Source organism: Methylobacterium sp. A52T, from assembly GCF_053346095.1.
The window spans coordinates 1-11,912 of the sequence record NZ_JBKFBI010000163.1; the positions used below are offsets into that span (position 1 = coordinate 1).

The following is an 11,912-nucleotide window of genomic DNA, read 5'->3' on the forward strand; positions in this document are numbered from 1 at the left end:
GGCTTCTGCGGAGGCAGCAGCGGGGCGATCTGCTCCCACTGCGCGTCAGTCAGTTCAAAGCGTCGCATCAAGCCCACATGGGCCTGACCTCCCAGCCTGTGAACCCCTTTGCAGAGACGCCCTAGGCCCCCGCCTTCGCGAGCACGGGCTGCGCCTCGCCCACACCGCGCCCGATCGCGCCGCCCGTGAGCTTGCGCTCCGCGCTCGGCGGGCGCCCGAAATGGTCGACATAGGCCTTCGAGAAGTGCGACGCCGAGGCGAAGCCGCACTCGATGGCGATGCTGAGCAGCGGCATCGCCGTCTGGCGGATCAGGTGCCGGGCGTGCTCCAGGCGGATGCGCAGGTAGTGCTTCGCCGGCGAGCGGCCGAGATACTTCAGGAACAGCCGCTCCAGCTGGCGCTTCGACAGGCGCACGGAATCCGCGAGGTCCTGGCTGCCGAGGGGCTCGGCGAAGGTCTCCTCCATCAGCCCGACCACGTGCAGGAGCTTGGGATGCGCCACGCCGAGGCGCATCCGCAGGTCCATCCGCTGGCGCTCGCCGGCCTCGCGGATGCGGTGGTGGATGAGCTGCTCGGCGACGTTCGAGGCCAAGTCCGGCCCGTGCTCGCGCACGATGAGCGAGAGCATCATGTCGGCCGCCGCCGTGCCGCCCGCGCAGGTGAAGCGGTTGCGGTCGATCTCGAACAGGTCCGAGCCGATCTCCAGGGCGTCGTGCTCGGAGGCGAGGCTCGCGAGATTCTCCCAGTGGATCGTCGCGCGGTACCCGTCGAGGAGACCGGCCTTCGCCAGCACGTAGGTCCCGGTGCAGACGGCACCGATCGCCGCGCCGCGGGTGCTGCTGCGGCGCAGGCTCGCGTTCAGCGCCCGGTGGTCGTGCCGGTGGATGTCGATGCCGCCGCAGACGATGAGCATGTCGAGGCTCTGGGCCTCACCGAACGCGCCGGACACCTTGACCTCGACGCCGTTCGAGGCCGTGCAGCCGTCCCCGCGTTCCGACCAGAGCGAGTAGCGGTAGAGTTCCCGGCCCGCGGCCCGGTTGGCGAGGCGCAGGGGCTCGATCGCCGACGAGAAGGCGATCATCGAGAACTGGGCGACGAGCATGAAGCCGACCGATGTCGTCTCCGACGCCCGACACGCGGTGCTGATCTGGTCCATCGACGTCCCCCGGGGACAGATTAGCCGAGAACCATTCAAAGGTAAGTCCGCGCCGATCACAACCGGCTGTGGCGTGAAACACCCGCGGAATCCGGCTCTCGCAGAGCGGCGGGACCGGGCGTCGCAAATCTCAAACTCGCGGTCGCCGTCGAGAAAGCCGGTGCCGGTCGGCGCGCCGATGATCGATCATCCAAGGGGGCCCACCGATGCGCCGCTTCTCCCTCACATCGCTGCTCTCGGAATCGCTCCGGGGCCATCAGGGCTGGGGCCGTCAGTGGCGCGATCCGCAGCCGAAGGCGGCCTACGACGTCGTCATCGTCGGCGGCGGTGGCCACGGCCTGGCGACGGCCTACTATCTCGCGACCGTTCACGGCATCACCAACGTGGCCGTGCTGGAGAAAGGCTGGATCGGCGGCGGCAACACGGGCCGCAACACCACGATCATCCGCTCCAACTACCTCTACGACGAGAGCGCGGCCCTCTACGAGCACGCCCTCAAGCTCTGGGAGGGCCTAGCGCAGGAACTGAACTACAACGTGATGTTCTCCCAGCGCGGCGTGCTGATGCTCGCGCACAACATCCACGACGTTCAGAGCTTCAAGCGGCACGTCTACGCCAACCGCCTCAACGGCATCGACAACGAGTGGCTGTCGAAGGAGGCGTGCAAGGATTTCTGCCCGCCCCTCGAGATCGGCGGGCACCTCCGCTACCCCGTGCTCGGCGGCGCCCTGCAGCGCCGGGCCGGCACGGCCCGGCATGACGCGGTCGCCTGGGGCTACGCCCGCGGCGCCGACGCCCGCGGCGTCGACATCATCCAAAACTGCGAGGTGAAGGGCATCCGCCGGGACGCCTCGGGGGCGGCGATCGGGGTCGAGACGACCCGCGGCTTCATCGGCGCCGGCCGGGTCGGCGTCGTCGCGGCCGGCCACACCTCGACCGTCATGGCGATGGCCGACGTGCGGATGCCCCTGGAGAGCTACCCGCTCCAGGCCCTGGTCTCGGAGCCGGTCAAGCCGGTCTTCCCCTGCGTGGTGATGTCGAACGCGGTCCACGCGTACATCTCGCAGTCGGACAAGGGCGAGCTCGTCATTGGGGCCGGGACGGACCAGTACACGTCCTACAGCCAGCAGGGCGGGCTCCACATCACCACCCACACCCTCGACGCGATCTGCGAACTCTTCCCGCAATTCACCCGGATGCGGATGCTGCGCTCCTGGGGCGGCATCGTCGACGTCACGCCCGACCGCTCGCCGATCATCGGCAAGACCCCGGTGCGGAACCTGTTCGTCAATTGCGGGTGGGGGACCGGCGGCTTCAAGGCGACGCCGGGCTCGGGCCACGTCTTCGCCCACACCCTGGCGACCGGCGCGCCCCACGCGATCAACGCGCCCTTCACCCTCGACCGCTTCCGCTCCGGGCGGCTCATCGACGAGGCCGCCGCCGCGGCCGTCGCGCACTGACCGGCGACCACCCGTCCCAGCGAGGAGACGCCCGATGCTGCTGATCGCCTGTCCGTATTGCGGGAACCGACCCGAGACCGAGTTCCGCTGCGGCGGCCAGGCGCACGTCGCCCGGCCGGCCGACCCCGCCGCCCTCGACGACGCGGCCTGGGCCGAGCACCTGTTCGTGCGGGCGAATCCGCGGGGCGTCCACGCCGAGCGCTGGAACCACGCCCACGGCTGCGGGCGCTGGTTCAACGCCCTGCGCGACACCGTCAGCGACCGCTTCCTCGAGACCTATCCCGCGGGCGCCGCGCCCTCCCTTTCCACCGAGACCGAGGCGAGGGCGTGATGGCACAGCCGTTCAGACTGGCCCGGGGCGGCCGCATCGACCGCGCCCGCCCGATCCGCTTCAGCTTCAACGGACGCACGGTCAAGGGCTATCAGGGCGACACCGTCGCCTCGGCCCTGCTCGCCGGCGGCATCCACCTCGTCGGGCGCTCGTTCAAGTACCACCGGCCCCGCGGCATCCTGAGCCACGGCCCCGACGAGCCGAGCGCCCTGCTGTCGGTGGATCGCGGCCCCGGCCGGGTCGACCCGAACAACCGCGCCTCGGTGGTGGAGCTGCGGGAGGGCCTCAGGACCCACTCGCAGAACCACTGGCCGTCCCTGCGCTACGATGTCGGTGCGGTGAACGACCTGCTCTCGCCGGTCTTCGTCGCGGGGTTCTACTACAAGACCTTCATGTGGCCCCGGAAATTCTGGGACCGGGTCTACGAGCCGTTCATCCGCGCCGCGGCCGGTCTCGGCAAGGCGCCGACCGAGGCCGACCCAGACCGCTACGCCAACCGCCACGCCCACTGCGACGTCCTGATCGTCGGCGCCGGACCGGCCGGCCTCGCAGCGGCGCTGGCGGCGGCGAGGACCGGCAAGCGGGTCATCCTCGCCGACGAGGGCGCGGAGCCCGGCGGCAGCCTCCTGCACGACGTGACCTCCGAGATCGACGGCCGCCCGGCCGCGGAGTGGCTGAAGGCCGCCCTCGCCGACCTCGACGGGCGGGAGAACGTCGTCCTGCTGCCGCGCACGACGGCCTTCGGCTACTACAACCACAACCATGTCGCGCTGGCCGAGCGGGTCACCGACCACCTGCCCGCCGGGTCCGCGAAGGCGCCGCGCGAGCGGCTCTGGCAGGTGCGCGCCGGCGAGGTCGTGCTCGCCGGCGGGTCGCACGAGCGGCCGCTGGTCTTCGCCGACAACGACCGTCCGGGCATCCTGCTCGCCGAGAGCGTGCGGGTCTTCATCAACCGCTACGGCGTCCTGCCGGGACGGCGCGTCGTCTTCGCGACCGCCGGCGCCTCGGCCTACGTGGCGGCCCTCGACGCCAAGCGGGCCGGGGCCGACGTGACCGTGGTCGACCTGCGTCTCGAGGTCGATTGCGGGACCGAGCCGGCGCGCCTGCGGGCGGCCGGGATCACCGTGCTGACCGGCCACACGGTGGTCGGGTCCAAGGGACGCTCGCGCGTCACGGGTCTCCTCGTGGCGCCGATCGGGAGCGACGGGCGGGTCGGCGCCCGTCGCCTTCTCGCCTGCGATTGCGTGGGCATGTCGGGCGGCTGGACGCCGGCGGTCCACCTGTTCTCGCAGTCCCGCGGCAAGCTCGCCTACGATTCCGGCCGCGACGCCTTCCTGCCAGCGACCTCGGCCCAGGCCGAGCGCTCGGCCGGGGCGGCCAGGGGCACCTACGACCTCGCGGCCTGCCTGACGGAGGGCAGCGCGGCGGGCGCGGCGGCGGCCGGCAGCGCGGAGGCGGTCTCCTACACGGCGACGCCGACGCCGACAGGGTTCCAGCAGGTGCGGATCATGCCGACCGACGCGAACCCCACGAAGGTCCGCGCCTTCGTCGACTTCCAGAACGACGTCACCGCGAAGGACATCACGCTCGCGGTGCGCGAAGGCTTCCACGCGATCGAGCACGTCAAGCGGTACACCACGACCGGCATGGCGACCGACCAGGGCAAGACCTCCAATATGAACGCCCTCGGCATCGTCGCCGGGCAGCTCGACAAGGCGCTGCCCGGCGTCGGGACCACGACCTTCCGGCCGCCCTACACCCCGGTCACCTTCGGAACCCTCGTCGGCCCGGCGCGCCACGCCCTGTTCGACCCGATCCGCACCACGCCGATCCACGGCTGGGCGGAGGTTCACGGCGCCCTGTTCGAGAACGTCGCCCTGTGGCGGCGCGCCTGGTACTTCCCGCGACCGGGCGAGGACCTGCACGCGGCCGTCGCCCGCGAGTGCAAGGCCGTTCGCGAGGGTGTCGGAATCTTCGACGCCTCGACCCTCGGCAAGATCGAGATCGTCGGCCCGGATGCGGCCGAGTTCATGAACCGCCTCTACATCAACCCCTGGGCGAAGCTCGAGCCGGGCCGATGCCGCTACGGCCTGATGCTCAAGGAGGACGGCTACATCCTCGACGACGGCGTCGTGGCGCGCGTGTCGCCGGAGTGCTTCCACGTCACGACCACCACGGGCGGGGCCGCCCGGGTGCTGGCCCACATGGAAGATTACCTCCAGACCGAGTGGCCGGACCTCCAGGTGTTCCTGACCTCGACCACGGAGCAGTGGGCGGTGATCGCCCTCCAGGGCCCGAAGGCGCGGGCGGTGATCGCGCCGCTGGTCGAGGGCATCGACCTGTCGCCGCAGGCCTTCCCGCACATGGCCATGCGCTCCGGCACGATCTGCGGCGTGCCGACCCGCCTGTTCCGGGTCTCGTTCACCGGCGAGCTCGGCTTCGAGATCAACGTCCCGTCCGACCACGCGTTGGCGGTCTGGGAAGCGCTGATGGAGGCGGGGCGGCTCCACGGGATCACCCCCTACGGGACCGAGACGATGCACGTGCTCCGGGCCGAGAAGGGCTACATCATCGTCGGCCAGGAGACGGACGGGACGGTCACCCCGGACGATGTCGGGCTGGCCGGCATGATCGCCAAGGCGAAGACGGACTTCGTCGGCAAGCGCTCGCTCGCCCGGCCCGACGTGGTCGCCTCCGGCCGCAAGCAGCTGATCGGGCTCGTCACCGACGACCCGCGATGCGTCCTCGACGAGGGCGCCCAGGTCGTCGCCGACCCGAACCAGCCGATCCCGATGCGGATGCTCGGCCACGTGACGTCGAGCTACTGGAGCGCGAATTGCGACCGCTCCATCGCGCTGGCCCTCGTGGCGGGTGGGCGCGACCTGCTCGGCCGGACCCTCCACGTCACGACCGCGGACGGCTTCACCACCGCGACCGTGGCCGAGCCGGTGTTCTTCGATCCCAAGGGGGAGCGCATCCATGCTTGAGGCCCGCTACCGCACCGCCCGGGCGCTCCCGCTCGGCCGCACCGAGGCGCCGGCCGGCAGCGGCCTCCTGATCCGGCCGGCCGAAGCCGAGGCGCGCTTCTCCCTGCGCCTGCGCGGTCCCCGCACGTCGGCGGCCGGTCTCCCACTCGACCGCCCGATCAACACCCTGTCGGGCGACGAGACCCGGTGGATCGCCCGCCTCGGCCCCGACGAGTGGCTGATCGGCGCGCCCGAGACTGATGCCGACGTCCTTGCCGCCGCCGCGACCGCCGACCTCGCCGGCCGGGCGCACGCCCTCGTGGACGTGTCGCACCGCAACGTCGGGCTCGACGTCCGCGGGGACGCGGCCGCGATCGCCCTCAACGCCGGCTGCCCCCTCGACCTCGGCGACGCCGCCTTCCCGGCGGGCAGCGCCACCCGCACGCTCCTCGGCAAGGCCGAGATCGTGCTGATCCGTCGCCCCGGCCCGGTGCCGACATACCGGGTTGAGTGCTGGCGGTCCTTCGCGACCTACGTGTATGGCTTGCTGCAGGAAGCCGCCTTCGGGGCCGGCCCGCTGGAGAGAGCCGCCGCGCGATGATCAGCGCCTTCGATCTGTTCAAGATCGGGATCGGCCCGTCGAGTTCCCACACGATCGGGCCCATGGTGGCCGCGCGCCGCTTCCGCGACCGCGTCGCCGGCCGGGCCGACGTCGCGCGGGTGTCCGCGGAGATCTTCGGCTCCCTCGCCTGGACCGGGCGCGGCCACGGCACCGACGTGGCGATCTTTCTCGGCCTGCTCGGCCACGAGCCCGCGACCGTCGATCCGGACGCCGTGACGGGCTATACGCGGGACCTGGCCGACACAGGCGCCATCGGCCTGCCGGGCGTCGCCTTCGACACGACGAAGGACCTGATCTTCAACTTCACCGAGGTTCTGCCCCGCCACACCAACGGCATGCGCTTCCGCGCCCTCGATGCCGGCGGCGCGGTGCTGGACGAGGTGGTCTGCTACTCGGTCGGCGGCGGCTTCGTCGAGGAGGAGGGGGCGGGGGAGACCGGCGGCCTCGCCGCCGTCGCGGTGCCCCACCCGTTCGAGAGCGGTGCCGACCTGCTGCGGATCTGCGCCGAGACCGGCCTCACCATCCCGCAGGTCCAGATGGCCAACGAGCGCGCCCTGCGCGGCGAGGCGGCGATCGAGGCCGGGCTCGACGCCGTCCGCGACGCCATGCTGGCCTGCATCAGTCGCGGCCTGCGCATGGACGGCGAGTTGCCCGGCGGCCTCAGGGTCCGGCGGCGCGCGAAGCGCCTGCACGAGACCCTCGAGGCGAACCGCCTCACGAACAGCCGGCCGGCCCACGAGATCATGGACTGGATCAGCCTGTTCGCCCTGGCGGTGAACGAGGAGAACGCGTCCGGCGGCCGGATCGTCACGGCGCCGACCAACGGCGCGGCCGGGATCGTGCCGGCGGTGCTGCGCTACATCGTCGACTTCTACCCCGGCTGGAGCGAGGCGCGCGGCCGCGACTACCTCCTCGCCGCCGCGGCGATCGGCGGCCTGATCAAGCGCCGGGCCTCGATCTCGGGCGCCGAGGTCGGCTGCCAGGGCGAGGTCGGCTCCGCGGCCGCGATGGCGGCGGCCGGGCTCGCCTCCGTCCTCGGGGGCGACGCGCGGCAGGTCGCCAACGCCGCCGAGATCGCCATGGAGCACCATCTGGGCATGACCTGCGACCCGATCGGCGGGCTCGTCCAGATCCCCTGCATCGAGCGCAACGCCTTCGGCGCCAACAAGGCGGTGGCGGCCGCTTCCCTCGCCCTCCACGGCGACGGGGTGCATTTCGTGAGCCTCGATCAGGTCATCGAGACGATGCGCCAGACCGGCCACGACATGCAGGCCAAGTACAAGGAAACCTCCCTCGGCGGCCTCGCGGTCAACGTCGCCGCCTGCTGAGCCCGACGTCCCGCGCGGCCTCGCAGGGGACCGTGTCAGGCCGCCTGTGCCGCCCCCGGCAGCGCGAACGGCTCCGGCGCGTGACCTTCCGCGCGGAGCGCGGCCAGCAGGTCGTCCGGCGCGAGGTTGAGGGTGCGGGTGCTCACCAGGGGATGGACGTTGATCCGCGCCTCCGTGAGCAGGCTGTCCTGGACGAAGATCCGCACGCTGCCCGGCGCGGCGTTGAGGGCGGCGAGCGGCGAGACCGCGCCGCTCGCGACACCGAGCTGCTCGCCGAGCGCCTCGGCACTGGCGAAGGACAGGCCGCCCCGCGCGCCGAGGACGGCCCGGAACGCCTTCAGATCCACCTGGGCGTCGTGACGGAGCGTGACCAGGAAGTACGTCTTCTTGCCGTCGCGGAGGAACAGGTTCTTGGTGTGCGCGCCGACGATGTCGCCGCAGGCCGCCATCATCGCCTCGACGGTCAGGACCGGCGCGTGCTCGTAGAGCTTGTAGGCGACCCCGAGCGCGCGCAGCCGGGCCAGCAGATCGTCGGAGGTCATAGGCATCGGGTTCCTCATCGGGGTTCGCGGGCCGGCGGCGCGAGGACGCCGATCCGGCGCAGGTGAGCCAGAATCTCCCGGGCCGCCGCGTCGGGCTCGGGACGGACGAGGAGGCGCCCGCCGCCGGACGCGGCCTCGCCGGTCGCCGCCCTCAGCCGCTCCGCCGCCGAGCCGCCGGACGGCGCACCTTTCACGACTTTCGGCCGGCGGCGATAGGGGCGCTCCTCGAAGACCGGGACGGGGGCGGCCGCCGCGGCCGGGGCGCCCGCGACGGTCTCGATCACGCCGCGCCGCGCCTGCCCGTAGGCGAAGGGGAGCGGCGCGGGCGCGTCGGGATGGATCGTGGCCAGGACCGGCCCACGGAGGCCCACGCGGCGGCGGGCACCGCGGCCGAGGGTCTGGTCGAGGGACCATGCGCCCGCGTCGCCGGCCGCGAGGGCGACGATGTCGGGGATCAGGAGGCAGTCGAGGTTCTCCGCGACCGCGTAGGGGAGCATCCCGGTCTCGTCGCCCCCCTGGCCGCGACGGCCGGCGAGGATCAGCCCGGGCGCCATCGCCGCGAGGCGCGCCGAGAGGGCCGGCACAGGATCCGCCCCCGTCGGCACGGGGACGTGCACGATCCGGGACAGACCGTGGCCCAGGGCGTCCGCGACGGCGGCCGCGTCCGGCCCGGCGTGGAGGCCGACGGCCTCGCCGAAGCCCGCCGCGAGGCGGATCGCCTGGGCCTCCAGCCGCGGCAGGGCCGTCGCGCCCGAGACCGGATGCCGTCCCGCGGAGAGAAGCACGACGCTGGTCACGGGCTGCCCTCCGGGCGCGCGGCTTCCTCGGCCAGGAGCCGCAGCAGGGCGGGCATGACCGCCTGCGCGTCCTGCACGATGGCGAGGCCCGCCCGCTCGATCATCGCCGCGTGCAGGTCGGTGTTGACCGCCACGACGTGCTCACAGCCCGCGACACCCTGCAGGTGCTGGGGCGCGCCCGAGATGCCGAGGGCGAGGTAGCAGGTCGCCGCCAGGACGGTGCCGGAGGCGCCGACCTGGGTCCGGCGCGGCATCTGCCCGGAATCGCACAGGACCCGGCTCGCGCCCGGGGTCGCGCGGAGCGCCGCGACGAGCTGTCGGAACGTGTCGAGGTCGGTCACCCCGTTGCCCGCGGCGGTGACGAACGCGGCGAGCGCGAGCGGCACCGTGGCTGGGTTGGCCGGGACGTGCCGCACCGAGAGGATCGCCGTCCCGGCGGGCGCGGGCACCGCCGTCGCGACCGCCAGCGGCCGCGCCTCCCGGGGCGCCCCGGCATACTCGGCCACCGCGTCGGGGGCGACGGTGGCGAGCAGCCCCGGCGCGGCCCGCTGCTCGACGCTGCGGCCCCGCGCCGGGCGGACCAACCCGGAGGCGGAGACGCCCTCGGCCTGGGTAAACAGCGGCGCGCCGAGCCGGACCGCGACCCGGCGGGCGACGTCGCCGCCGTCGAGGGATTCGGGGAACAGGACGTGCCGCGGATCGAGCGCCGTCAGGGCCGCGGCGATCCGGGCGGCCCGGCCGGCGGGATCGTAGACGCTATCACCGGCGTCGAGCGCGACGAGACGGTCCGCGCCCGCGGCGCCGCATCCGGCGCAGTCGCCATCGGCGAGCAGCACGACCGCGCCGTCGCGGCCCGCGAGAACCCGCGCGGCGCCGAGGAGCTGCCGGTCGTGGGTCGAGAGCCGGCCGCCGGCACAGTCGGGCACCGCGACCACGAGGAAGGCGGGATTCGCCACCGTCACGACGGTGGGCGCTGCATGGGCCGGGCGGGCCGCCTGGACCGCCACCGGCACCGCGGAGCGGTCCTGCTGGGTCACGTCGAAGCGCGGGTGGGCGAAACTGGCGACGCGCCGGCCCTCGCGCTCGGCGCGCGGGTCGCGGCGCGGGCGGGCGTTTGCCCGGCGCACGGTCCGGTCGAAACGCGGCCGGTCTCCGGCGTCGCGGGGCGCGACGCGCTGGGCGGCCCGGTCGGCGCGCGGGTTGTGTCGGGGGCGGCTCATCGCCCCGCCTCGACAGCCTCGAGGAGCAGTTCCGCGACGTCGCGGATCTCGGCCCTGCGGTCGGTCACGCCCTCCAGCATCGCCGTGCAGGACGGGCAGGCGACCGCGACAGTGTCGGCGCCGGTCTCGGCCGCCTGGGCCATCCGCAGGTCGGGGATGCGCCGCTCGCCGGGAATGTCGCTCACCGGGGCGCCGCCACCGCCGCCGCAGCACATGGCGCGGCGCCCGGAGCGGGCCATCTCGATCCGGGTCAGCCCGATCGCGTCGAGCAGGGCGCGGGGCGCCTCCGTCTCCCCGTTATAGCGGGCGAGGTAGCAGGGGTCGTGATAGGTCACGGCCCGGTCCGGCAGGCGCCCAGGGTTCAGGCGTCCGTCCCGGACCAGTTCCAGGAGCAACGCGGTGTGGTGCACCACCGGGTAGCGGGCGCCGAAGGCCTGGTACTCGTTGCGCAGGGCATGCAGGGCGTGCGGATCCGCGGTGACGATGCGCCGGAAGCGGTGGTGGGCCAGCGTCGCGGCGTTCGTGCGGGCGAGATCCTGGAAGGTCGCTTCGTCCCCGAGCCGCCGGGCGAGGTCGCCGGTGTCGCGCTCCTCCGGGCCGAGGACGGCGAAGTCCACGCCCGCCTCCCGCAGGAGCCGCACGAGGGCCCGGAGCGTGCGGCCGTAGCGGAGATCGTAGGCGCCCTCGCCGAGCCAGAGCAGCACGTCGGTGCTCTCCCGGTCGGCGATCTGCGGCAGGTCGAGGCCGGCGGCGAAGTCGGTGCGGGCCCGGAGCGGCCGGCCGCCGGGATCTCCGGCCTGGCGCAGCTCCGTCACCGGGGCGACCGCCTTCTCGGGGAGGGCGCCGCGCTCCAGGGTCTCGTGGCGGCGGAGCGCCACCACCGCGTCGACGTGCTCGATCATCATCGGGCATTCCTCGACGCAGGCGCGGCAGGTCGTGCAGGACCAGAGCGTGTCGGGATGAATCCGGGCATCCGGCCCGATCAGCCGGGCGAGGGGACCGCGCGCGCCCGTGGCCTCGCGGCCGCCCGGGTAGGGCGCGCCGGCGTAGGCGGGCTCCGCCGCCGACAGGCCCGCGACGAGATCCTGGATGAGCCGCTTCGGGTTGAGCGGCTGGCCGGCCGCGAAGGCCGGGCAGGCGGTCTCGCAGCGCCCGCAGCTGACGCAGGCGTCGTAGGAGAGGAGCCTGTTCCAGGTGAAGTCGGCCGGCATCGCGGCGCCGAGGCGCGGGGCTTCGAGGTCGAGGGGCTGGAGCGCGGTGTCCGGCCGCCCCGCGAAGCGGCCGGGCCGCGGATGGGCGACGAGGTGGAGGGCGCCCGCCGCCGTGCCGCCCGCGCAGGTGAAGCGGTTGCGGTCGATCTCGAACAGGTCCGAGCCGATCTCCAGGGCGTCGTGCTCGGAGGCGAGGCCCGCGAGATTCTCCCAGTGGATCGTCGCGCGGTACCCGTCGAGGAGACCGGCCTTCGCCAGCACGTAGGTCCCGGTGCAGAC

General features: G+C 73.4%; 10 protein-coding genes. 5 read left to right on the plus strand and 5 right to left on the minus strand.

Features of this window, described 5'->3' with window-relative positions; translation table 11 throughout:
• Positions 1-121: 121 nt before the first annotated feature.
• A complete protein-coding gene (locus ACLBYE_RS26690; RefSeq protein WP_447696474.1) occupies positions 122-1,156 on the minus strand; it encodes a GlxA family transcriptional regulator in 1,035 nt (344 codons plus the stop codon).
• 206 nt (positions 1,157-1,362) lie between these two features.
• On the opposite strand from ACLBYE_RS26690, the gene ACLBYE_RS26695 reads away from it, so the two are divergent.
• The 5 genes from ACLBYE_RS26695 to ACLBYE_RS26715 are packed head-to-tail and all read left to right on the plus strand — an operon-like array spanning position 1,363 to position 7,863.
• Positions 1,363-2,616 carry a sarcosine oxidase subunit beta family protein gene (locus tag ACLBYE_RS26695; RefSeq protein ID WP_447696475.1) on the plus strand — a complete coding sequence of 418 codons (1,254 nt, stop codon included), beginning with the start codon at positions 1,363-1,365 and terminating at the stop codon, positions 2,614-2,616.
• 34 nt (positions 2,617-2,650) lie between these two features.
• Entirely contained in the window at positions 2,651-2,947 is a 297-nt protein-coding gene (locus tag ACLBYE_RS26700) for a sarcosine oxidase subunit delta (protein WP_447696476.1), read from the plus strand.
• Entirely contained in the window at positions 2,947-5,934 is a 2,988-nt protein-coding gene (locus tag ACLBYE_RS26705; RefSeq protein ID WP_447696477.1) for a sarcosine oxidase subunit alpha family protein, read from the plus strand. Before ACLBYE_RS26700 ends, ACLBYE_RS26705 begins: the two co-directional genes overlap by 1 nt.
• On the plus strand, positions 5,927-6,514 hold the full coding sequence (locus ACLBYE_RS26710) for a sarcosine oxidase subunit gamma (RefSeq protein ID WP_447696478.1): 588 nt from the start codon (positions 5,927-5,929) through the stop codon (positions 6,512-6,514). The genes ACLBYE_RS26705 and ACLBYE_RS26710 overlap by 8 nt, the downstream gene beginning before the upstream one ends.
• Complete coding sequence (locus tag ACLBYE_RS26715; protein WP_447696479.1) at positions 6,511-7,863, plus strand: L-serine ammonia-lyase; 1,353 nt, start codon at positions 6,511-6,513, stop codon at positions 7,861-7,863. Before ACLBYE_RS26710 ends, ACLBYE_RS26715 begins: the two co-directional genes overlap by 4 nt.
• Before the next feature lie 35 nt (positions 7,864-7,898).
• On the opposite strand, the gene ACLBYE_RS26720 is transcribed toward ACLBYE_RS26715, so the two are convergent.
• The 4 genes from ACLBYE_RS26720 to ACLBYE_RS26735 form a co-directional block, all read right to left on the minus strand.
• Positions 7,899-8,411, minus strand: coding sequence for a prolyl-tRNA synthetase associated domain-containing protein (locus ACLBYE_RS26720; RefSeq protein ID WP_447696480.1), 513 nt, complete (start codon positions 8,409-8,411; stop codon positions 7,899-7,901).
• An 8-nt stretch (positions 8,412-8,419) separates the two neighbouring features.
• Positions 8,420-9,202, minus strand: a complete 783-nt coding sequence (locus tag ACLBYE_RS26725) for an electron transfer flavoprotein subunit beta (protein WP_447696481.1) — start codon at positions 9,200-9,202, stop codon at positions 8,420-8,422.
• Complete coding sequence (locus ACLBYE_RS26730; protein ID WP_447696482.1) at positions 9,199-10,422, minus strand: electron transfer flavoprotein subunit alpha/FixB family protein; 1,224 nt, start codon at positions 10,420-10,422, stop codon at positions 9,199-9,201. Before ACLBYE_RS26730 ends, ACLBYE_RS26725 begins: the two co-directional genes overlap by 4 nt.
• Positions 10,419-11,912: DUF3483 domain-containing protein (locus ACLBYE_RS26735; RefSeq protein ID WP_447696483.1), on the minus strand; the 1,494-nt coding region annotated here is incomplete at its 5' end. The genes ACLBYE_RS26730 and ACLBYE_RS26735, both read right to left, overlap by 4 nt.

Excerpts from the sequence above, each read along its gene's own strand:
- ACLBYE_RS26690 (WP_447696474.1), bottom strand. The coding sequence starts at position 1,156 with ATGGACCAGATCAGCACCGCGTGTCGGGCGTCGGAGACGACATCGGTC.
- ACLBYE_RS26695 (WP_447696475.1), top strand. The coding sequence starts at position 1,363 with ATGCGCCGCTTCTCCCTCACATCGCTGCTCTCGGAATCGCTCCGGGGC.
- ACLBYE_RS26700 (WP_447696476.1), top strand. The coding sequence starts at position 2,651 with ATGCTGCTGATCGCCTGTCCGTATTGCGGGAACCGACCCGAGACCGAG.
- ACLBYE_RS26705 (WP_447696477.1), top strand. The coding sequence starts at position 2,947 with ATGGCACAGCCGTTCAGACTGGCCCGGGGCGGCCGCATCGACCGCGCC.
- ACLBYE_RS26710 (WP_447696478.1), top strand. The coding sequence starts at position 5,927 with ATGCTTGAGGCCCGCTACCGCACCGCCCGGGCGCTCCCGCTCGGCCGC.
- ACLBYE_RS26715 (WP_447696479.1), top strand. The coding sequence starts at position 6,511 with ATGATCAGCGCCTTCGATCTGTTCAAGATCGGGATCGGCCCGTCGAGT.
- ACLBYE_RS26720 (WP_447696480.1), bottom strand. The coding sequence starts at position 8,411 with ATGCCTATGACCTCCGACGATCTGCTGGCCCGGCTGCGCGCGCTCGGG.
- ACLBYE_RS26730 (WP_447696482.1), bottom strand. The coding sequence starts at position 10,422 with ATGAGCCGCCCCCGACACAACCCGCGCGCCGACCGGGCCGCCCAGCGC.